17 protein-coding genes are annotated in these 20,736 nt (G+C 65.0%); 9 read left to right on the top strand and 8 right to left on the bottom strand.

Features of this window, described 5'->3' with window-relative positions:
* The first annotated feature begins 79 nt into the window (after positions 1–79).
* From IG194_RS06185 to recX, 3 genes are all read left to right on the top strand, one after another.
* On the top strand, positions 80–592 hold the full coding sequence (locus IG194_RS06185; protein WP_058490911.1) for a CinA family protein: 513 nt from the start codon (positions 80–82) through the stop codon (positions 590–592).
* An 87-nt stretch (positions 593–679) separates the two neighbouring features.
* The gene (gene recA, locus IG194_RS06180) at positions 680–1,741 is read left to right on the top strand and encodes a recombinase RecA (RefSeq protein WP_043271151.1); all 1,062 of its coding nucleotides are present in this window, start codon (positions 680–682) and stop codon (positions 1,739–1,741) included.
* 8 nt (positions 1,742–1,749) lie between these two features.
* Positions 1,750–2,214: a recombination regulator RecX gene (recX, locus tag IG194_RS06175; protein WP_043271149.1), complete on the top strand. Its 465-nt coding sequence runs from the start codon at positions 1,750–1,752 to the stop codon at positions 2,212–2,214.
* Between the two features lie 949 nt (positions 2,215–3,163).
* Here the strand turns inward: recX and IG194_RS06170 are convergent.
* Complete coding sequence (locus IG194_RS06170) at positions 3,164–7,363, bottom strand: Ig-like domain-containing protein (RefSeq protein WP_153010647.1); 4,200 nt, start codon at positions 7,361–7,363, stop codon at positions 3,164–3,166.
* A gap of 353 nt (positions 7,364–7,716) precedes the next feature.
* On the opposite strand from IG194_RS06170, the gene IG194_RS06165 reads away from it, so the two are divergent.
* On the top strand, positions 7,717–7,866 hold the full coding sequence (locus IG194_RS06165) for a hypothetical protein (RefSeq protein WP_176707149.1): 150 nt from the start codon (positions 7,717–7,719) through the stop codon (positions 7,864–7,866).
* Between the two features lie 472 nt (positions 7,867–8,338).
* Here the strand turns inward: IG194_RS06165 and IG194_RS06160 are convergent, their stop codons facing one another.
* Both IG194_RS06160 and IG194_RS06155 read right to left on the bottom strand, forming a co-directional pair.
* Positions 8,339–9,430 (bottom strand): LOG family protein, encoded by a 1,092-nt coding sequence (locus IG194_RS06160; RefSeq protein WP_058490909.1) that lies wholly within the window; start codon positions 9,428–9,430, stop codon positions 8,339–8,341.
* 85 nt (positions 9,431–9,515) lie between these two features.
* Positions 9,516–10,937, bottom strand: coding sequence for an MBL fold metallo-hydrolase RNA specificity domain-containing protein (locus tag IG194_RS06155; protein WP_009616845.1), 1,422 nt, complete (start codon positions 10,935–10,937; stop codon positions 9,516–9,518).
* Positions 10,938–11,065: 128 nt separating this feature from the next.
* Here IG194_RS06155 and IG194_RS06150 point away from each other — a divergent pair, with 128 nt between their 5' ends.
* Entirely contained in the window at positions 11,066–13,471 is a 2,406-nt protein-coding gene (locus IG194_RS06150) for a xylulose 5-phosphate 3-epimerase (RefSeq protein ID WP_058490907.1), read from the top strand.
* A gap of 6 nt (positions 13,472–13,477) precedes the next feature.
* On the opposite strand, the gene IG194_RS06145 is transcribed toward IG194_RS06150, so the two are convergent.
* Together IG194_RS06145 and IG194_RS06140 are read right to left on the bottom strand one after the other, a co-directional pair.
* Positions 13,478–13,699: a DUF3820 family protein gene (locus tag IG194_RS06145; protein WP_058490905.1), complete on the bottom strand. Its 222-nt coding sequence runs from the start codon at positions 13,697–13,699 to the stop codon at positions 13,478–13,480.
* 10 nt (positions 13,700–13,709) lie between these two features.
* Positions 13,710–14,117, bottom strand: a complete 408-nt coding sequence (locus IG194_RS06140; RefSeq protein WP_043271144.1) for a quorum-sensing-regulated virulence factor family protein — start codon at positions 14,115–14,117, stop codon at positions 13,710–13,712.
* A gap of 166 nt (positions 14,118–14,283) precedes the next feature.
* Between IG194_RS06140 and IG194_RS06135 the strand changes: the two genes are divergently transcribed.
* Complete coding sequence (locus tag IG194_RS06135) at positions 14,284–15,024, top strand: tRNA-uridine aminocarboxypropyltransferase (protein WP_058490903.1); 741 nt, start codon at positions 14,284–14,286, stop codon at positions 15,022–15,024.
* A 3-nt stretch (positions 15,025–15,027) separates the two neighbouring features.
* Here the strand turns inward: IG194_RS06135 and IG194_RS06130 are convergent, their stop codons facing one another.
* On the bottom strand, positions 15,028–15,909 hold the full coding sequence (locus tag IG194_RS06130) for a DMT family transporter (protein ID WP_058490901.1): 882 nt from the start codon (positions 15,907–15,909) through the stop codon (positions 15,028–15,030).
* Positions 15,910–16,135: 226 nt separating this feature from the next.
* On the opposite strand from IG194_RS06130, the gene erdR reads away from it, so the two are divergent.
* Complete coding sequence (gene erdR, locus IG194_RS06125) at positions 16,136–16,786, top strand: response regulator transcription factor ErdR (protein ID WP_009616852.1); 651 nt, start codon at positions 16,136–16,138, stop codon at positions 16,784–16,786.
* An 82-nt stretch (positions 16,787–16,868) separates the two neighbouring features.
* Positions 16,869–17,240, top strand: a complete 372-nt coding sequence (locus tag IG194_RS06120; RefSeq protein WP_058070966.1) for a diacylglycerol kinase — start codon at positions 16,869–16,871, stop codon at positions 17,238–17,240.
* Positions 17,241–17,554: 314 nt separating this feature from the next.
* On the opposite strand, the gene IG194_RS06115 is transcribed toward IG194_RS06120, so the two are convergent.
* Entirely contained in the window at positions 17,555–18,481 is a 927-nt protein-coding gene (locus IG194_RS06115) for a LysR family transcriptional regulator (protein ID WP_009616855.1), read from the bottom strand.
* Between the two features lie 233 nt (positions 18,482–18,714).
* Between IG194_RS06115 and fpr the strand changes: the two genes are divergently transcribed.
* On the top strand, positions 18,715–19,491 hold the full coding sequence (gene fpr, locus IG194_RS06110; protein WP_009616858.1) for a ferredoxin-NADP reductase: 777 nt from the start codon (positions 18,715–18,717) through the stop codon (positions 19,489–19,491).
* Positions 19,492–19,734: 243 nt separating this feature from the next.
* On the opposite strand, the gene tsaA is transcribed toward fpr, so the two are convergent.
* On the bottom strand, positions 19,735–20,442 hold the full coding sequence (gene tsaA / locus IG194_RS06105; protein WP_058490897.1) for a tRNA (N6-threonylcarbamoyladenosine(37)-N6)-methyltransferase TrmO: 708 nt from the start codon (positions 20,440–20,442) through the stop codon (positions 19,735–19,737).
* Between the last annotated feature and the right edge of the window lie 294 nt (positions 20,443–20,736).

The following is a 20,736-nucleotide window of genomic DNA, read 5'->3' as shown; positions in this document are numbered from 1 at the left end:
TTTGGGCGGTCCGTCTTCTATATGCAAAAGCGCCTAGTGTACGGTATCCGGCCTGACGGCTTAAGCATCGGAGTACGCAATGAGCATCAGCGACGAAGGCATCACCGATCTGGCCGCGCGCCTGGGCGCGCAGTTGCAGCGGCTGGGCGCGCGGGTCAGCACCGCCGAGTCCTGCACCGGCGGCGGCATCGCCGAGGCGATCACGCGGATCGCCGGCAGTTCGGCCTGGTTCGACGCCGGCTACGTCACCTATTCCAACGCGCAGAAGAGCGCGCAGCTGGGTGTGCCTGACGAACTTTTCCCACAGGTCGGCGCGGTCAGCCGGGAAGTGGTCGAGGCCATGGCCCGCGGCGCACAGGCGCGCAGTGGCGCGCGTTTCACTGTTGCGGTCAGCGGCATCGCCGGTCCGGACGGTGGTTCGCCAGAGAAGCCTGTAGGAACCGTCTGGTTGTGCTGGGCTGATGGCGAACAATGCTATCCGCAGTGCTTCCATTTTCCCGGTGACCGCCTCGCGGTGCGCCGGCAGGCGGTGGCGGCCGCTCTGGACGGGGTGTTGCGACTGGCCGTCGGGGAAAATCCCGTTCGGGGGTAGGCGCGCGCCTTGCCCTGTGAAATAATACTGTCTACTTATACAGTTGTTCGTGGCCCATCCCGGCCGCCTGACTTCGCGAGGACTTCAATGGACGACAACAAGAAGCGCGCCCTGGCCGCGGCCCTGGGACAGATCGAACGCCAATTCGGCAAGGGCGCGGTAATGCGCATGGGCGACCACGAGCGCCAGGCCATCCCGGCCATCTCCACCGGCTCCCTCGGCCTGGACATCGCTCTGGGCATCGGCGGCCTGCCGAAAGGCCGTATCGTCGAGATCTACGGCCCGGAATCCTCGGGCAAGACCACCCTGACCCTCTCGGTCATCGCCGAAGCCCAGCGCCAGGGCGCCACCTGCGCCTTCGTCGACGCCGAGCACGCGCTGGACCCGGACTACGCCGGCAAGCTGGGCGTCAACGTCGACGACCTGCTGGTCTCGCAGCCGGACACCGGCGAGCAGGCCCTGGAAATCACCGACATGCTGGTGCGCTCCAATGCGGTGGACGTGATCATCGTCGACTCCGTGGCGGCGCTGGTGCCCAAGGCCGAGATCGAAGGCGAGATGGGCGATGCCCACGTCGGCCTGCAGGCCCGCCTGATGTCCCAGGCGCTGCGCAAGATCACCGGCAACATCAAGAACGCCAACTGCCTGGTCATCTTCATCAACCAGATCCGCATGAAGATCGGTGTGATGTTCGGCAACCCGGAAACCACCACCGGCGGTAACGCCCTGAAGTTCTACGCCTCCGTGCGCCTGGACATCCGCCGTACCGGCGCGGTGAAGGAAGGCGACGAGGTGGTCGGCAGCGAAACCCGCGTCAAGGTGGTGAAGAACAAGGTCGCCCCGCCGTTCCGCCAGGCCGAGTTCCAGATCCTCTACGGCAAGGGCATCTACCGCACCGGCGAGATCATCGACCTGGGCGTGCAACTGGGCCTGGTGGAGAAATCCGGCGCCTGGTACAGCTACCAGGGCAGCAAGATCGGCCAGGGCAAGGCCAACGCCGCCAAGTACCTGGAAGAGAACGGGGAAATCTGCGCGGTGCTGGACAAGGCCATCCGCGAGCAACTGCTGAACAACCAGCCGGCGCCGACCAAGGCCGAGCTGGCTGCAGCCGAAGCTGCCGAGGCCGCTGAAGCCGACCTCGACTACTGATCCCGCCGATGCCGACCGTGCTCGATACGCCCGTCGCCGTGCGGCGGGCCGCCATGGACCTCCTGGCGCGACGCGAGCACGGTCGCGCCGAGCTCGTCCGCAAGCTGCGCCAGCGCGGCGCGCCTGCGGAACTTATCGAGCCCGCCCTCGACCGCCTGGCCGAGGAAGGGCTGCTCAACGAATCCCGTTACCTGGAAGCCTTCATCGCCAGCAAGGCGCGCAGCGGCTATGGCCCCTTGCGCATCCGCGAGGAACTGAGCCAGCGCGGCCTGCCACGGGGCGAGATCGAAAAGGCCCTGGGCGAGGCGGATGTCGATTGGCGAGCGCAATTGCAGGATGTGTGGCGCCGCAAGTTCCCCCGCCTGCCCCAGGACGCCCGCGAGCGTGCCCAGCAGGGGCGTTTCCTCGCCTACCGGGGCTTTTCCATGGAAGCCATCAACCGCCTGTTCAGTGGGCGGGGCGGGGACGACTGAGCCCGGGCCCGGCGCTGGTTGACCGGCCTGTCGGCCGGATCGCGGACGGAGTCCGCTCCTACGCCCTCCGGCAAACACAAGACCCGTAGGATGGCGTTGAGCGAAGCGATACCCATCCGTTGAGGCGCACCTTGGCGCGGCCGGCAAGACAGTTGCCCCTACGCCATCCACATACCGCGCTTCGTTGTACACGGGGGCTCGGCTTTTCGTAGGAGCGAGCTTGCTCGCGAACGCACTCCGCTGCGAGGCTCATTCGCGAGCAAGAACTAGGCGCCCCCCCGATCCTACGAAGAGCGCCTCGGCGCGGCCTGCATATTCCCAAGTGACGAGCATGGCCTGGTGCTGGGCGGTTAGCACGTGCGCCTCGATCTGCTGCGTGATGGCGCCCGGGGCTCGGCGTTGAAGCTCAGTGGTGAGCGGCAATCCCGGCACGCTCAACAGTGTCTGGCTGGCGTTTGCCAGGGAAGTGACAGGCGGTGGGTTTGCATCAGCGAGCCCTCGGTGATGACTGAGCAGCAGAGGGAATTATCAATCAGACTATTCATGGGAATAGGGATTACGACTAGCGGCAGGACAGTGCTCTCCAGTTTCGAACGGAAGTACAGACCAATAACAACTGAAACGCTATTTGTCTTAAGCGTACAGGCGTGGCGACGCCCTCGCTTCCTTCTAGGGCAAGTTGCGACGTTGTCCGCTCGGTTCAGTTCGGGGGTGCCGATAGAAGAATTACAACTTGCGCAAATCAATAGAAGGGAAGGCGGTATTGCGCAGAAATCTGACGGTATTGGAGTACATATATTCTGACTTCAGACTGAACTTGCTCCAGGCTGAAGACGCGGTGGGAAGAGCAGCGGGCGGGAAGGGCTCGGGAACCTCCTGCGCTGCCGGGGCGTCGGTTCTTCGATGCACTGCCGCTCCCGTCCTTGGGGGCGGCAGGTGCCGGAGCGGGTTACGCTAGGGTAACCAGGATGCTCTGCTCGATCAGCAACTCATTGGCGCCGGAAATGTAGGTCTGGTCGACCACTCCGCCGACCTCCGCCTGGCTGGGCTGCATCCAGTGTTCGGACAGGCTGTCCAGTAACTGGAGGCTATTGGAGCCGTCGCCGCTGATGACAGGTTGGTTCTTGCCGTCGGCCAACAGTATGTCCGCCTGTCCCATGCCTTCCAGGGCGTCGGCGCTGAGGCTGTTGGATCCCCCCGCGCCGAGGTCGATCTTTTCGATTCCGGTGATGCGATCCACCAGAGCGTCAAGGTCTAGCGCCATGTGCTTGCCATCCAGTAACAGGGTGTCGCCTGCCTGCAGGCTGAAAGGCTCCTCCGCGCTTTGAGCAGCATTGCCACTAAGAGAACGCTCGTTTGTGGTTTTCAAAGTATCGGAGTCAAAGACAACCTGAGTTTCCATGCTGTCATTCAGCAAGGCAAAAGTGGTTATTGGCTGAGTTGTACCGTTGGGCACGTTGCCGGTGAGCGCATCGACTGTATCCTCAGCATAAATGACCGGCTGCATGGCTACAGTGATGTTATAAGGCTCCGACGAAGCGCTGGCGGTGCCCGCTACGTTGATTGCAGTAGCAGTTAATGAATACGTCCCAAGAGGCAGAGGGCTTTGGGGTGTAAAGCTCCAGTTGCCGTCGGCATCCGCGTACACGCCGCCAAGAGTGGTGGAGATATCCACATTATTGACCTTGCCAGTGGCGGTGATGAGAACAAGGGCGCCGACCTCGGCTTTACCGGATAGGGTGGGCTGAGTGTCATCGGTGACGCCGTTGTTGGCGATGCTGCCCGTCACCGGCCCCACGTCGTCGAATGCGTCTGAAATGGTCGGTTTGGCCATCGAGGCCTGGATAGTGATGGCATAGCTATTCGAGTTGCTGCTCATGTTGCCAGCGGCATCCTCGGCATAGACGGTGAATACGTACTGGCCATCATCCAGCGCGCCGGGGGTAAAGCTCCAGTTGCCGTCGGCATCCGCGAATGCGCCGCCAAGAATGGTGAAGATATCCTTGTTATTGACCTTGCCAGTGGCGGTGATGACAACAAGGGCGCCGGCCTCGGCTTTACCGGACAGGGTCGGGGTGGGATCGTCGGTGGTGCCGTTGTTGGCGACGTTGCCTGTCACCGAACCCTCGTCATCGGTTACGTTCGCGATCGTCGGCTTGGCGATCGAGGTGTCGACGGTGAGGGTGTAGGTGTCCGAGGTCGCACTTTTGCCGGTGCTATCGGTGGCGGTGACGGTGAAGACGTACTTGCCTTCCGCCAGGGCGCTGGACGGCGTGAAGCTCCAGTTGCCGCTGGCGTCAGCCACGACGGAGCCGAGCAGGGTACTGCCATTCTTGATGGTGACGGTGGCGCCAGCCATAGCCTTGCCGGTGAGGGTGGGCTGAGTGTCATCGGTGACGCCGTTGTTGGCGATGCTGCCCGTCACCGGCCCCACGTCGTCGAATGCGTCTGAAATGGTCGGTTTGGCCGTCGAAGTCTGGATAGTGATGGCATAGCTATTCGAGTCGCTGCTCATGTTGCCAGCGGCATCCTCGGCATAGACGGTGAATACGTACTGGCCATCATCCAGCGCGCCGGGGGTAAAGCTCCAGTTGCCGTCGGCATCCGCGAATGCGCCACCAAGAATGGTGAAGATATCCTTGTTATTGACCTTGCCAGTGGCGGTGATGACAACAAGGGCGCCGGCCTCGGCTTTACCGGACAGGGTCGGGGTGGGATCGTCGGTGGTGCCGTTGTTGGCGACGTTGCCTGTCACCGAACCCTCGTCATCGGTTACGTTCGCGATCGCCGGCTTGGCGATCGAGGTGTCGACGGTGAGGGTGTAGGTGTCCGAGGTCGCACTTTTGCCGGTGCTATCGGTGGCGGTGACGGTGAAGACGTACTTGCCTTCAGCCAGGGCGCTGGACGGCGTGAAGCTCCAGTTACCGCTGGCGTCAGCCACGACGGAGCCGAGCAGGGTACTGCCATTCTTGATGGTGACGGTGGCGCCAGCCATAGCCTTGCCGGTGAGGGTGGGCTGAGTGTCATCGGTGACGCCGTTGTTGGCGATGCTGCCCGTCACCGGCCCCACGTCGTCGAATGCGTCTGAAATGGTCGGTTTGGCCGTCGAAGTCTGGATAGTGATGGCATAGCTATTCGAGTTGCTGCTCATGTTGCCAGCGGCATCCTCGGCATAGACGGTGAATACGTACTGGCCATCATCCAGCGCGCCGGGGGTAAAGCTCCAGTTGCCGTCGGCATCCGCGTACACGCCGCCAAGAATGGTGAAGATATCCTCGTTATTGACCTTGCCAGTGGCGGTGATGACAACAAGGGCGCCGGCCTCGGCTTTACCGGACAGAGTCGGGGTGGAATCGTCGGTGGTGCCGTTGTTGGCGATACTGCCTTTTACCGAGCCCACATCATCAATGACGTCAGTGATGGAGGGCTTGGCGATCACGGTGTCAACGATGATGATGACCGGATCGGATTTCTCGGACTGGTTACCTGCCGGATCCTGGATGATGACCACGATCTCGTGCTCGCCATCTTCGAGAGGCGGGTTCGGGATCAGTTCCCAGTTGCCGTTTTCATCGACCTTGGTTTCACCAATCACTTCACCACTCTTTTCGTCGATGATAATGATGGTGTCGCCCGGCTCGCCTTTGCCCTTGAAGCTGGGGGTATTGTCGTTGGTGGTGCCGCCGTTCTCGATCGGACCGTCGCTGCCGCCAATTTCGTGCAGGCCAGGGCCTTCGCCATCAGTGCCCGGCTTGCTGGGCGCAGTGACGTCGATGGTGATGTTCCAGGCCGCAGAGGACTCGGAGACCTTGCCGGTCTGGCTGATGGCGCGTGCGGTGAAGCTATGCGTGCCTTCGCCCAGGGGTTGAGTCGGGGTGAAGGACCACTTGCCACTGGCGTCGGCAAGGGCTTCCCCGAGCCTCGTACCTTTGTCGAGGATCTCGACACGAGCGTTAGGTTCGGCAGAGCCGGTGAGGGTGGGCTGCTGGTCGTCAGTTTGCGCGTTGTTGCCGATCGCGCCTTGCTGGTCGCCGACATCGTCGAACACTTGCAGGATTACCGGCGCAGGGATGGGCGCGGCGTTGATGGTGAACTGGTACGGAGTCGAGGAAAGACCAGCATTACCGGAGTGATCGATTGCCTGAGCGGTGATGCTGTATTGGCCGTCGGGCCAGGTGAAGAAAGACGAAAGCGACCATTTACCATTGGCGTCGGCGAAAGAAGTGCCAATCAGCGTCTTGCCGTTGTAGATGGCAACCATGCTGTAGGCTTCGGCTTTACCTTCGATGAGCGGCGTGTTGTCTGCGGTATGGCCATTCTTGGCAATTTTGATCGGCGAACCAGTCAGGTCGTCACTGATCTGTTCGATGATCGCTCGAGAGGGAGCAATGGAGTCGAGGATCAACACGAAGGCATTGGAAGTGTCGCTGCCACCTTTGACTCGAGCGGTAAAGAGGTGACCACCCTCTTGAAGCGACTCTTCGGGCTCGAAGCGCCAGTGCCCGTCTTTGCCAACTCGTACTTCGCCGATGAGCTCTGCGCCATCGAAGATTTCGAGGATGGAGTCGGCAACTCCCGTACCTTCCAGGATGGACGAGCGATCATCAGTCACCGCCCCTGATTCAAGCGTGCCTTGACGGGCCCCCACCTGATCCAGGGCGTTGGTGATCTTGAGCTCAAGATCCGCTGCCGGCGACACATCCGCGGCTGGCTCGATGGGAAGAATGGCTTGATGGAGCGCCGCCAAAGCTGGGGCTTCGGCTTGTTGCGCGACGTCGCCGACCGACTCGCTGCTGAAACTCAAAGGGCCTTGGGAAGGATTATCCTGAGCCACGATGCCGCGCAGGAGCTCGCCGTCCTGGCGCAGGACGTGCAATCGGCTGCTGCTGGTGAAGAAGTTTTCGAGGATCAGCGCCGGGTGTTCTTCGTGAGTGCGGAAGGACAGTAGCAGGTCCTCGCCAGAGCGAGAGGCTGCCAGGCATTCGTCGAGGGAGCCTGCTTCCGGATGTTGCAGCACATTGAGTACGTCTGCGCTAGAGACCAGCTTCTGAATGGCGTGTTGCTGAACGGCATCCAAGACCACAGTCTGCATCAGTGAATCCTCGGTGATGACCGAGAAATAGAGGGGGCTATCAAAGAAATTCTTCATGGGGGTCAGGTAGCCAAATAATTACAGGGTTTGCGCAGTAGACGACACCAGGAGCCAGTAGCCTTCTATCACCCAATCAACTGAGCGCTCACCGTAAACGCTATGCCATCGGGGTGTCCCTGACACATTCTTGGGATTTCTTTGGAAGGCTGGGCTGGGTATTTGCTGCTCGGTGGTGGTCGCGACATTAGCGGCTCGAGAATGCTAGATAGAAGCTAATTAATCGTATACCTGACAAGTTCGAGAGAGATGTTTGATTTGATCGTGTCTGTTCCAATGGCTTTTTGAAGGTGAATCGCCCCTGGTTTCTTAGACACCTCCGAGCCTCATAATGAGGCCCATCAGGAGGTGCCATGAGCAACCGGCATTATCCCGAAGAATTCAAGTTCGAAGCGGTCGGGAAAGTGATTGGCGTGGCCTGCGTGCTGCGAAAGTTGCCGATCGGACTGGCGGGGTTTCCTCAAGGCCAACAATCTCGTCAGCAGCATGAGTCGACACGGTAACTGCCACGACGAGAGGTTTTATAATCCCCTATTACCGAGTCAAGAGTTGCATAGCCAAGGACTTTTTTACTTCTCTTCAAGAAGGCCGTGCGAGACTGTAACTTGGGGGATAGTGGTCGGATTAATTAGTTCGGCGTTTAGGAGTTTCTCAAGATAATGACGTAATACGCCATATTCGAGAAAGCGGCTGTTTCTTTACCTGCTGGACATGGGGGCCTTGTCCACCGCACCGAGGCGCTTTTCGTAGGATGGGTTGAGCTTGCGATACCCATCGGGCCATGGTGATGGGTATCGCTTCGTTCAACCCATCCCACGGGGGCCGGAGAGCGTAGGAGCGGACTCCGTCCGCGATAGCCGGAACCACCGGCGCGGATCGCGGATGAGATCCGCGCGCCACCCACCCGCGCCATCCCATGTAGGAGCGCGCCCTGCGCGCGAATCGCGGGCAGGGCCCGCTTACAGGTGCAGTGGCCTATGCCGGAACGGGGCAGGCTTCGGTCCAGTTCTGCTTGTCGTTGATGAAGTTCACCAGCTCGCGCAGGCGGCCGTGGTCGCGGCCGTTGAAGGCGAAGGCCAGGCGGGTGAGCTGGGTGAATTCCGGCTCGTCCTTTTCCAGTTCGCCGCAGGCCTGTTGGTGGAAGCCGTCGTGCAGGCAGAGGTTGCCGAACTCCTCGTGCAGGCGCTGCATGGCCTGGTCGCTGAGGCGGTGGTTGAGGCGGATGACGAAGTTGTCCTTGAGCCAGCGGCTGGAGTGGAAGTTGCTGTAGAAGTGGGCGATCTCCCCCACCGCGTCCTCCACCGAGCGGGCCAGTTTCATCAGGTGCATGTCGCTGGCCAGGATGTAGCGGTTGTCCAGCAGTTGCTCCTGCATGAACTGCAGCGCCTGCTCCCAGTAATGCCCGCCGGGTTGGTCGAGCAGCACCACCGGCACCAGCGGGCTCTTGCCGGTCTGGATCAGCGTCAGCACTTCCAGCGCCTCGTCCAGGGTGCCGAAGCCGCCGGGGCAGAGCACCAGGGCGTCGGCTTCCTTGACGAAGAACAGCTTGCGCAGGAAGAAGAAGTGGAACGACAGCAGGTTGTTGGTGCCGGCCACCGTGTGGTTGGCCTGTTGCTCGAAGGGCAGGGTGATGTTGAAGCCCAGGCTGTTCTCCAGCCCCGCGCCTTCGTGGGCGGCGGCCATGATGCCGCCGCCGGCGCCGGTGACGACCATCAGGTCGTAGCGCGCCAGGGTGCGCCCCAGGTCCCGGGCCAGGGCGTACAGCGGGTGGTCCGGGGGCGTGCGCGCCGAGCCGAACACCGTGACCTTGCGCCGGCGCTTGAACTGCTCGAGGGTGGCGAAGGCGTGCTCCATCTCGCGCAGCGTCTGCAGCATGATCTTGGCGTCCCAGCGGTTGCGGTCGGCCTGGGCCATGCGCGCCACGGTGAAGAGCATCTCGCGGTACAGCGGCAGGTTCGGGCTGTTGCCCGGCGCGGCGAGGGCGGCCAGCTCCTCGACCTTTTGCGTCAGGTCGGTGCCGCTGGTCTGGAAGTGCCGGGAAAGGTAGTCCTCGGGTTCATAGGGCATGGGGATACTCCTTGTTCTTCAACCCCTTGTCGTAGGCGTGCGCCAGTCTGACATGCCGCCGATGACAGTCGGCGATGACCCTGTTTCAGATTGCGATACGGTCCCCCTGTTCGGGAATGTTGGCTTTCCAGTCGAGGCGTTCGAGCAGTGCCGCCTGCAGGGCATCCATCTTTTCCCGCTCGCCATGTATCAGGTATAGCTCGGGTTTGTTCTCGAAGTGGCCAACCCACTGAATCAATTGCGATTGTCCGGCATGGGCGGAGAAGCCGCCGAGGGTGTGGACCTTCGCCCGCACGGCGATGCGCTGGCGCAGCACGCGCACGCTCTCGGCGCCGTCGACGATGGCGCGGCCCAGGGTGCCCTTGGCCTGGAAGCCGGGGAAGACGATGTGGCACTCCTGGCGCCAGAGGTTGTGCTTGAAGTGGTGGACGATGCGCCCGCCGGTGCACATGCCGCTGCCGGCGATGATGATGGCGCCGCTCTTGATGCGGTTGATCGCCATGGAGTCTTCCGGCGTCTGCGTGGTGCGCAGCAGCGGCAGCCATTCGGACAGCTTCACGGTGCCGGTGCCGCGGATGTATTCGCGGTCGCTGTCGGAGAACTCGCCGGAGTGGCGCAGGTAGATATCGTTGGCCCGCGCGGCCATGGGGCTGTCGAGAAAGACCATCTGCTGCGGCAGGCGGCCTTCCTGGTAGAAGCGCCCGAGGTAGAACAGCAGGTCCTGGGTGCGGCCGACGGCGAAGGCGGGGATCAGCACGTTGCCGCCGTCCTTCTGCGCCTGTTCGAGGATGTCCGCCAGTTCCAGCAGCGTCTCGTTGTTGTCGCGGTGGTCGCGGTCGCCGTAGGTGGATTCCAGCAGCACCACGTCGGCGCGGCTCAGCGGCGTCGGCGTGCGCATCAGCGGCGAGCAGGTGTTGCCCAGGTCGCCGGAGAACACCAGGCGGCGCGTCAAGCCCTGCTCGTGGATCTCGATCTCGACGATGGCCGAGCCGAGGATGTGCCCTGCGTTGTGGAAGGTCACGCGGATGCCGGGCGCCACTTCCACGGTGCTGCCGTAGCTGACGCTGCGGCGCAGCTTCAGGGCCTTCTCGGTGTCTTCCACGGTGTAGATCGGGGTGACCGGCGGCTTGTTCAGGCGGGCGCGCCACTTGCTCTCCCACTCGGCGTCCTTTTCCTGGATGTTGGCCGAATCCATCAGCATCAGTTCCAGCAGCTCGCAGCAGGACTCGGTGGCATAGATCGGCCCCTTGTAGCCTTCCTTCGCCAGGCGCGGCAGCAGCCCGCTGTGGTCGATGTGGGCGTGGGAGATGACCACCGCGTTCAGGCTCTTCGGGTCGAAGGGGAAGGGCGTGCGGTTGCCGGCCTCGTTGTCGCGGGTGCTCTTGCCGTTGCTGCGGCCCTGGCGCATGCCGCACTCGAGCAGCACGCGCGCGCCGTCCCGGGTTTCCAGCAGGTAGCAGGAGCCGGTGACTTCCTGGGCTGCGCCGATGAAGGTGAGTAGGGCCATGGGGCCTCCTTAGCAGGATTCGGTATTTCAGACTCGCGTAGCTGGAACGAAATGGCGTTGATACAGGTCAGCGCCCCTCCCATCCGGCGACCTAGACTTCCCCCATAGCCCCAGGGAGAACGTCGAGCATGTCGCAGATACTGCCCAGTCCGGACGAACTGGCCGCGCACGCGGCGGAGCAGCCGGCATTCGCCGAATGGCTGAGCGGATACGGTCCGCTTGAGCATAGCGCGCTGACCCAGGCTGCGGTCTTCCGCGTGGCTCATCAATTGGTCCAGGCCGGCCTGCAGCCGGACCTGGCGAGCGTCTACCGGATGTTCCGCGCGCTGGACCGGCTGACCTGCGCCGGGCTCTGGCTGGTGGTGCACATGACCTACACGCGCCGTGTGCACCTGGATGGCACGCCGCTGCAGGCCGAGGACTTCAAGGCCAGCCCCGAGGGCCACACCGGCGGCGCCCTGAACATGGTGCCGGCCTACGCCGGCTACCTGGCGCTCAATGCCCTGACCGGCACCACCCGCGGCTGGCTGATGGGGCAGGGGCACTGCGTGGCGGCCATCGAGGCGCTCAACGTGCTGACCGCCAACCTGCACCCCGAGCAGGCGCGGCGCTACAGCATCGACGCCGCCGGCCTGGAGCGCCTGGTGCAGGACTTCTACAGCTACGCCCAGGCGCCGGACGGCAGCGTTGCCGCGCCCCTGGGCAGCCACGTCAACCCGCATACCGCCGGCGGCATCGCCGAAGGCGGCTACCTGGGCTTCGCCGAACTGCAGTACGCGCACCTGCCGCTGCCCGGCGAGACCCTGGTGGCCTTCCTCTCCGACGGCGCCGCCGAGGAGCAGCGCGGCAGCGACTGGATGCCGCGCTGGTGGCGCGCCGAGGACTGCGGCGTGGCCCTGCCGGTGATGATCGCCAATGGCCGGCGCATCGAGCAGCGTACCCAACTGGGCACCCGCGAGGGTCTGGAGGGCTTCAAGCACCACCTGAGCGGTTGCGGCTTCGACCCGCTGAGTTTCGATGGCCGCGACCCGGCCGCCTTCGTCTGCGCCCTCTGGGAGATGGAGCAGCGCCTGGCCCATCGCATTCACGAGAAGAACAGCGGCATCCTGCAGTACCCGCTGCCGATTCCCTACGGCATCGCCGAGACGGTCAAGGGCTTCGGCTTCTACGGCGCCGGCAGTAACGCCGCGCACAACCTGCCGCTGCCGGGCAACCCCCGCGAAGACGAGAACGCCCGTGAGCTGTTCAACCAGCATGCGGCGCGGCTGTGGGTGCCGGAAGCGGAGCTGGACGCCGCCTGCGCGCTGTTCACCGCGAGCCGCCAGGGGCGCCTGCTGGAGCGCGACAACCCGCTGGCGGTGCGGCGGCCCATCGAGCCCAGCCTGCCGGAACTGCACTACCGCAACGACCAGTGCTCGCCGATGCTGGCGCTGGACCGCTTCTTCAGCGAACTGTGCGCGGCGAACCCGGACCTGCGGGCCCGCGTCGGCAACCCCGACGAGCTGGCCAGCAACCGCCTGGGTGGCGTGCTCAAGGCGCTGAAGCACCGCGTCTGCCAGCCGGAGAGCGCGCTGGAGGCCATCGACGGGCGGGTCATCACCGCGCTCAACGAGGAGGCCGTGGTCTCCGCCTGCCTGGCCAACCAGGGCGGGCTCAACCTGGTGGCCAGCTACGAGGCGTTCTGCGTGAAGATGCTCGGCGCGGTGCGCCAGACGCTGATCTTCGCCCGCCTGCAGAAAGAGGCGGGGCGCCCGGCTGGCTGGCTCGGCTGGCCGCTGGTGGCCACCTCGCACACCTGGGAGAACGGCAAGAACCAGCAATCGCACCAGGACACCACCTTCTGCGAAAGCCTGCTGGGCGAGATGAGCGACATGGTGCGGGTGCTGTTCCCCGCCGACCACAACAGCCTGCTGGCGCTGCTGCCGCAGATCTACCGCAGCCGTGGCCAGCTCGCCTGCGTGGTGGCGCCCAAGCGCGAGCGGCCGAACCTGTTCGACCGGGCCCAGGCCGAACAACTGGCGCGCGATGGCGCCATCGTGGTGGAAGAACATCCCGGCAGCGATCCGTTGCTGCTGATCGCCAACGGCAGCTACCAGCTCGGCGAGATGCGCCGCGCCGTGGAGCGCCTGGCCGAGGCCGGCTACCCGTACCGCCTGGTCTACCTGCAGGAGCCCGGGCGCTTCCGCGCGCCGAGGGACAATTGGGAACTGGCGGCGGTGGCCGACGAGGCGTTGATCGAGCAACTGTTCCCGGACGCCTACGGGCGCCGCGTGCTGCTCACCCACATGCGCCCGGAAGTGGCGCGCGGGCATCTCTGGCCGATCCTGCCGGATGCGCTGCGCAGCTCGGTGCTGGGCTACCGCAACCGCGGCGGGACCCTCGACGAGCCCGGCATGCTGTTCGCCAACCGGGCCTGCTGGGGCGATGTGCTGGCGGCCTGCGCGCGCCTGCTGGAAGTACCGCGCAGCGCGCTGCTGACCGCCGAGGAGGTCGCGGCGCTTGCCGGCAAGGGGGATCCGCGGGCCCTGCGCTGAGGCGCCTCAGCGCTTCAGCGGCTTGACGAGGGAATCCAGGCTCTCGACCTTCAGCTCCAGCACAATCTGCATCAGGCGGCCCAGCTCGCCCTTGGGAAAGCTGTCATTGCGCTGGAACCACAGCAGGTACTCCTCCGGCAGGTCCACCAGCATGCGTCCCTGGTACTTGCCGAAGGGCATCGGCGTGCGGGCGATCTTCAGCAGGTTGAGCTTTTCCGACTCCAGCATGGCGCCGGCTTCACTTCTGCAGCTTGATGCGGCAGCTGCCGGCATCGAAGCGCTCGACGGCCACCGGGGCGTTGCTGTGGTACTCGGTGAAGTCGTAGGTGAGCACCGCGCCCTGGGCCAGCAACTGGCGGTAGCCGGTGTTGCTGCACACGCTGTCGCCCAGCTGGCTGCGCACGCTCTCGGGGTTGGCGCGCATCTTCGCGGCGTGGCTGGCGCGCACGCTGAGGTGGTTGATCAACTGGTTGCCTTCGACGGTATAGCCCTGGTCGAGGATGTCCTCGTTGATCGCGCGCGGAGTGCCTTCGCTGCTTTCCTTGGCGACTTTCTCCAGTGTCTTGGCCAGTTCGAAGTCCTTGAGCGACGCGGCGTGGGCCGCGGGCAGGACGAGGCAGAGGGCGAGGGCGGTTAGGCGCAGCATGGGCTTCTCCTGAAACGGGTGCGTATTCGACCGCGCGACGCCGGCACGGTTCGCCGGCGCCGCAAATCCCCATTGTCCCTGAAAACCGCCCGGCTGCCGAGCGGCCTTGGCGCGCAGGGGCTCTGTTACAATCGCCGCCCGCCGAGACTGCCCGCCCGAGCCACCGATGTCGCCTGCCCATCCCGCCACCAAGAACCATGCCGTCGCCCGCCTCCGCGCCGAGCGCCTGGCCCGTTGCGTGAAGCCCTTCGTGGCCCGCGGCTCGCGTTCGCCGCGCTGCGCCGGCTGCCGCCTGCGCCCGGACTACTGCATGTGCGCCTGGCAGCCGCAGGTGCAGGCCAACGCCGGCATGTGCCTGGTGATGTTCGATACCGAGCCGCTGAAGCCGAGCAATACCGGCTGGCTGATCGCCGAGACGGTGCCGGACACCTGGGCCTTCGGCTGGTCGCGGATCGAGGTCGACCCGGCCCTGCTGGCGCTGCTGGACGATCCGCAGTGGCAGCCCTACGTGGTGTTTCCGGGGGAGTTCGTCGCCGCCGAGCGGGTGGTGGAGAAGGTCGCGCCGCAACCCGGCAAGCGCCCGCTGTTCATCCTGCTGGACGCCACCTGGAACGAGGCGCGCAAGATGTTCCGCAAGAGCCCCTACCTGGACCGCTTCCCGGTGCTGAGCATCACCCCGGACGCGTTATCGCGCTACCGCCTGCGCCGCTCCAAGTTCGACGAGCACCTGTGCACCGCGGAAGTGGCGGCGCTGTGCCTGGGCCTGGCCGGCGACCAGCGCGCGGGGGATGCGCTGGATGCCTACCTGGACGTGTTCAGCGAGCGCTACCTGGGCGCCAAGCACCAGCGCGGCCTGGACGAGCAGAGCCCGGCGCACCAGGCCCTGCGGCCCTACACCGCGCTCTAGGGTTCAGGCCGCCGCGGCCTTCTTCTGCGGCCACAGCTGGGCCACCAGCATGCCGGCGAGCATCAGCGCGCAGCCGAAGTAACCGCGCGCGTGCAGGCTCTCGTCGAGGAAGATCGCCCCGGCGATGGCGGCGAACACCGCTTCCAGCGACAGGATGATCGCCGCGTGGGAGGCGATGGCGTGCTTCTGCGCGATCACCTGCAGGGTGAAACCGGTGCCGACGCCGAGCAGGCCGCCGTAGAGCAGTGCCGGGCCGGCCTGGACGATGGCGTCCCAGTGGATTTCCTCGAACACCAGCGCCAGCGCCATGCTCACCACCGAGCAGGTGACGAACTGCAGGAAGGCCAGGCGGATAGCGTCGTAGCGGCTGGCGAACAGGCCCACCAGCAACACGTGGCAGCCCCACACCAGCGCGCCGGTCAGTTGCAGCCAGTCGCCGGAGGCCACCTTGAAGCCCGGGCCGATGCTCAGCATGGCCATGCCGATCACCGCCAGCGCCGCGCCGAGCCAGGTGCCCGTGCCGGTGCGGTGGCCCAGCAGCAGGCCGAGCAGCGGCACGATGATCACGTACAGGCCGGTGATGAAGCCGGAGTTGGTCACGCTGGTGAACAGCAGGCCGACCTGCTGCAGGTTGATGCCCAGGGTCAGCGCGGTGCCGATGGCCAGGCCCGCCAGCAGCAGGCCGCGGTTGAACGGCTGGGCCCCGCGCCTGGCCGACCAGGCCAGCAGCGGCAGCAGCATCAGCGCGCCGAGGGCGAAGCGCAGGCCGGTATAGAGGAAGGGCCCGATGGCATCCATCCCCAGGCGCTGCGCGACGAAGGACACGCCCCAGATCATGGCGGTGACCAGCATCAGGATATCGGCGCGCAGGGCGTGGCTCTTCATGGTGTTCTCGGCAGGCAAAAAAAGAGCGCAACTCTGCCGCAAGCCGGGGACTTTGAAAAGCTGTCCATTCCGTCAGCGGGTGCGCCGGGAGTCGCCCGCATCTGCATTCTCGGCAGGCATCGGCCGATGCATTTGCGTACAATGCGCCAATCAGGTCACGACCTTTCCCATGCTGGCCCCGCCGTTATCCGCGGCCGGGATCGAGCCTGGCCATCAAGGAACTTACATGGCTTCCTATGAAATCCTGATCGCTGACGATCATCCGCTGTTCCGCAGTGCCCTGCACCAGGCCCTCACCTTGGGCCTGGGCCCCGAAGCGAAACTGGTGGAGGCGGCGAGCATCGCCGAGCTGGAAGCCAGGCTCAACGAGAAGGCCGACTGGGACCTGGTCCTGCTGGACCTGAACATGCCCGGCGCATACGGCTTTTCCGGCCTGGTGCTGCTGCGCGGGCAGTACCCGCAGATCCCGGTGGTGATGATCTCGGCCCAGGAGGACGCCGCCGTGGTGCAGCGCTCCCGCGAGTTCGGCGCCAGCGGCTTCATCCCCAAGTCCAGCGAGATGGCCACCCTGCAGCAGGCGGTGCGCGCGGTGCTCGACGGCGACGTCTGGTGGCCGCCGCAGGCCGACGCGGTGACCGAGCTGAGCGAGGAAGTGCGCGCCGCCAGCGCCGGCCTGGCGAGCCTGACGCCGCAGCAGTTCCGCGTGCTGACCATGGTCTGCGAAGGCCTGCTGAACAAGCAGATCGCCTTCGAACTGAGCGTTTCCGAGGCCACCGTCAAAGCCCACGTCACGGCGATCTTCCGCAAGCTCAACGTGCGCACCCGCACCCAGGCGGCGCTGTTGCTGCAACAGATGGAAACGGTTCCGGGCGCCTGATCGGCCGCCCGTGACCTTGGTTTCACACTTTCCTATGGCACCTGGTTTAGAGTGCCGCGTCTTTTTTCGCAGAGAGCCCTTCGTGACTTCTTCCCCCTTCAAGGGCCAGACCGGCCTGAAGCGCATCCTCAACGCCGCCGGCTACTCCATGGCCGGTTTCGTCGCCGCCTTCCGTGGCGAGGCGGCCTTCCGCCAACTGGTGCTGATCAACGTCATCCTCGTCCCGCTGGCGTTCTTCTGCGACGTCACCCGCGGCGAGCGCGCACTGATGATCGCCGTGTGCCTGCTGGCGCTGATCGTCGAACTGCTCAACTCGGCGGTGGAAGCGGTGGTCGACCGCGTCTCCCTGGAGCGCCACCCGCTGTCGAAGAACGCCAAGGACATGGGCAGCGCCGCGCAGTTCGTCGCGCTGAGCATCATCACCGTGACCTGGGCGGTGATCCTGCTGGGCTGAGCCCATGGGAGCAGGCGCGTAGGGCGTATGACCGTTCGCGGTCATACGCCGCTACACCGGCCTCGTGCCCGGCTCCTTGGTCGAGCCCGGAGTGCCCTGAAACAGGCACTTCGTGGCCAAACCCGGAGCGCGCCTGAAGCCAAGGCCAAACGGCGGATAACGTCGAACGTTATTCGCCCTACGCTCTACAAGGTGCGGAGAAATGCCGTCGTAGGATGGGTTGAGCGAAGCGATACCCATCACCACGGCAGCATGGGTTTCGCAGGCTCAACCCATCCTACGAAGAGCGTCCCGGCGTGGTCGACAAGACCGCCTCAGGGAATCATCGGCAGCACGATCTCGTCGCTGCGGCTGATGCCCGCCGTCTCGCTGCGGCACAGGTCGAGGAATTCGCGCATGGTCGCGGTCTGGTACTTCTGCCGGTGCCAGATGAAGTAGAACTGCCGGCGCAGGTCCAGCTGCGGGGTGTCCACCGGCACCAGGCTGCCGCGGCGGAAGGCGTCGCGCAGGGCCAGGCGCGAGATGCAGCCGATGCCCAGGCCCGACTCCACGGCGCGCTTGATCGCCTCGGTGTGCTCCAGCTCCAGGCGGATGTTCAGCGGCTCGATGTGATGGCGCATGGCCTGGTCGAAGGTCAGGCGGGTGCCCGAGCCCTGCTCGCGGAGGATCCAGGCCTCGCTGCTGAGCCGATGCAGGTCCACGGGCCCGGCGTTGGCCAGCGGGTGCTGCGGCGCGCAGAACACCACCAGCTCGTCCTCCATCCACGGCTGCACCTCGATGTCCGGGTGCTGGCAGTCGCCCTCGATCAGGCCCAGGTCCAGCTCGTAGTGGGCGATGCGCTGCACCACGTGGGCGGTGTTGTGCACGTGCAGGCGCACCCGGCAGTCCGGCTGGCGCTGCATGAAGGTGCCGATCAGCAGGGTGGCCAGGTAGTTGCCGATGGTCAGGGTGGCGCCCAGGTCCAGGGAGCCGAAGGCGCTCTTGCCGTTGAGCAGCGTCTCGATCTCGCTGCCGCGGTCCAGCAGCGCCACCGCCTGGGGCAGCAGCTGGCGGCCCAGGGCGTTCAGCGTCAGGCGCTTGCCGGCGCGGTCGAACAGCTTGCAGTCGAACTGCCGCTCCAGTTCGCCCAGGGCCGTGCTGGTGGCCGACTGCGACAGCGACAGCGCTTCGGCGGCGCGCGACACGCTTTCCTGCTGGGCCACGGCGACGAAGACTTCCATCTGGCGCAGGGTGAATTTCATCGGTTCGGCTGGCTCCGTGGCGGGCGAGGGGCGCGACATTCGGTCGCCCCAGGCGGGGCGGCAGGGGGCGTAAGCTGGCGCGCGCTGGCCGCCAGGCGTCCCTTATCTGCGTTTTGGATTAGCAATATCCAGATAATTTATTTTGCGGATATTCTCGCCCCCTATAAAATGTCGCGCAATCGCGCTACGTCCGGGATCTGCTGGGGTGCGCCACGAATCTCTAGGAGTCCTTGATGAGCAACCTGTACACCGAGCGCGTTCTCAGCGTGCACCACTGGAACGACACTCTCTTCAGCTTCAAGACCACCCGTAACCCGGGCCTGCGCTTCAAGACCGGCCAGTTCGTGATGATCGGCCTGGAAGTCAACGGTCGCCCGCTGATGCGCGCCTACTCCATCGCCAGCCCGAACTACGAGGAGCACCTGGAGTTCTTCAGCATCAAGGTCCCGGACGGCCCGCTGACCTCGCGCCTGCAGCACCTGAAGGAAGGCGACGAGCTGATGGTCAGCCGCAAGCCCACCGGCACCCTGGTGCTGGACGACCTCAAGCCCGGCAAGCACCTGTACCTGCTGAGCACCGGCACCGGCATGGCGCCGTTCCTGAGCGTGATCCAGGACCCGGAAGTCTACGAGAAGTTCGACAAGGTCATCCTGGTCCACGGCGTGCGCTGGGTCAGCGAGCTGGCCTACGCCGACTTCATTACCAAGGTCCTGCCGGAGCACGAGTACTTCGGCGACATGGTGAAAGAGAAGCTGATCTACTACCCCCTGGTCACCCGTGAAGAGTTCCGCAACATGGGCCGCCAGACCGACCTGATGCGCAGCGGCAAGCTGTTTGCCGACATCGGCCTGCCGCCGATGAACCCGCAGGACGACCGCGCCATGATCTGCGGCAGCCCGAGCATGCTGGACGAGACCAGCGAAGTGCTGAACGGCTTCGGCCTGCAGATCTCCCCGCGCATGGGCGAGCCGGGCGACTACCTGATCGAGCGCGCCTTCGTCGAGAAGTAAGCTGCCCGCAATTGAAGGAGCCCGCCACCCGGCGGGCTTTTTCGTTCATGGCGGACATGGGGAAATGCCGTGCGTAGGAGCGGGCCCTGCCCGCGAATCGCGCGCAGGGCGCGCTCCTACAAGGTGAGGTGGCGAAACGCTGGCGTAGGATGGGTTGAGCGAAGCGATACCCATCACCACGGTCCGATGGGTATCGCAAGCTCAACCCATCCTACGAAAAGCGCCTCGGCGCGCCGTACAAATTTATCCGCGATTAGAGGGGGCGGGTTGCACATCCAGTACCCGGATCACCCCTGCCTCGGGGTAATGCCAATGCACGTCCAGGTCCCACAGCCGCGCGCCGTAGCGGCGTTCCGGGGTGGGTTGCTGGTAGGCCGGGCGCGGGTCCTGGGCCAGGCACTGTTCGACCAGCTCGACCACCGGCTCGCCCAGACGCAGGGCCTGCTCGCGGGCCTGGGCCAGGGCGGTGTCGCTCCACTGCACCGGGATCGGCGCCGGCGGCGCCTCGGCTATGCCGTTGCGCGCGTCGGCCACGGCGTCGGCATAGGGCACGTAGGGCTTGATGTCGAGCACCGGGGTGCCGTCCAGCAGGTCGATGCCCGACAGCCACAGGCGCCCGGGCTCGACCTTCTCCAGGCGCACCACCGACTGGCCGATGCCGTTGGGCCGGTGCGTGGCGCGGGTGGCGAATACGCCCAGGGAGCGGTTGCCGCCCAGGCGCGGCGGGCGCACCTTGAGCCGCGGCTTGTCTTCCAGGGCCTGGTGGAAGAGGAACAGCAGCCAGACGTGGCTGACCTGCTCCAGGCCTTCCACCGCCTCGCCGCCGTCGAACGGCGGCAGCAGCTCCAGCACGCCCCGCGCCGCCGGGGCCAGCTGCGGCTGGCGCGGGATGGCGAACTTCTCCTTGAAGCAGGAACGGATATGGCCGATGGGGGAGACGGAGTAGGACATGGCGGCACGCGCATGGAGCAGGGGGCCGTCATGTTACCCGATCGGCACTGCAAACCCCGCCGCTTGCGTCATCGCTGGCGCCTGCGCAGCAACAGCCAGCCGTAGAAGGTGTCCAGGCCTGGTTTCGCTCCTCACCCCAGTCCTCTCCCGGAGGGAGAGGGAGCCGTTCGTGCCACCGGGGCCTCCGGCGTGGCCGATGAATCCAATCGCGGACAAAGTCCTACGTTCCAGGAAGCACGGCTTTTCGTAGGATGGTGTTGAGCGAAGCGATACCCATCAGCGCAACCGCATGGG

It is taken from the genome of Pseudomonas sp. ADPe, from assembly GCF_014843515.1.
GTDB classification, from domain to species: Bacteria; Pseudomonadota; Gammaproteobacteria; order Pseudomonadales; family Pseudomonadaceae; genus Pseudomonas; species Pseudomonas citronellolis.
Note: the sequence above shows the minus strand (reverse complement) of the source record. Positions and strands in the feature narration are given on the sequence as shown.

Coding starts and splice junctions, on each gene's coding strand:
- IG194_RS06145 (WP_058490905.1), bottom strand. CDS start 13,699: ATGCTGGAGTCGGAAAAGCTCAACCTGCTGAAGATCGCCCGCACGCCG.
- IG194_RS06185 (WP_058490911.1), top strand. CDS start 80: ATGAGCATCAGCGACGAAGGCATCACCGATCTGGCCGCGCGCCTGGGC.
- IG194_RS06130 (WP_058490901.1), bottom strand. CDS start 15,909: ATGAAGAGCCACGCCCTGCGCGCCGATATCCTGATGCTGGTCACCGCC.
- IG194_RS06155 (WP_009616845.1), bottom strand. CDS start 10,937: ATGGCCCTACTCACCTTCATCGGCGCAGCCCAGGAAGTCACCGGCTCC.
- recX (WP_043271149.1), top strand. CDS start 1,750: ATGCCGACCGTGCTCGATACGCCCGTCGCCGTGCGGCGGGCCGCCATG.
- fpr (WP_009616858.1), top strand. CDS start 18,715: ATGAGCAACCTGTACACCGAGCGCGTTCTCAGCGTGCACCACTGGAAC.
- IG194_RS06165 (WP_176707149.1), top strand. CDS start 7,717: ATGAGCAACCGGCATTATCCCGAAGAATTCAAGTTCGAAGCGGTCGGG.
- IG194_RS06160 (WP_058490909.1), bottom strand. CDS start 9,430: ATGCCCTATGAACCCGAGGACTACCTTTCCCGGCACTTCCAGACCAGC.
- tsaA (WP_058490897.1), bottom strand. CDS start 20,442: ATGTCCTACTCCGTCTCCCCCATCGGCCATATCCGTTCCTGCTTCAAG.
- IG194_RS06150 (WP_058490907.1), top strand. CDS start 11,066: ATGTCGCAGATACTGCCCAGTCCGGACGAACTGGCCGCGCACGCGGCG.
- IG194_RS06115 (WP_009616855.1), bottom strand. CDS start 18,481: ATGAAATTCACCCTGCGCCAGATGGAAGTCTTCGTCGCCGTGGCCCAG.
- erdR (WP_009616852.1), top strand. CDS start 16,136: ATGGCTTCCTATGAAATCCTGATCGCTGACGATCATCCGCTGTTCCGC.
- recA (WP_043271151.1), top strand. CDS start 680: ATGGACGACAACAAGAAGCGCGCCCTGGCCGCGGCCCTGGGACAGATC.
- IG194_RS06170 (WP_153010647.1), bottom strand. CDS start 7,363: ATGAAGAATTTCTTTGATAGCCCCCTCTATTTCTCGGTCATCACCGAG.
- IG194_RS06135 (WP_058490903.1), top strand. CDS start 14,284: ATGTCGCCTGCCCATCCCGCCACCAAGAACCATGCCGTCGCCCGCCTC.
- IG194_RS06140 (WP_043271144.1), bottom strand. CDS start 14,117: ATGCTGCGCCTAACCGCCCTCGCCCTCTGCCTCGTCCTGCCCGCGGCC.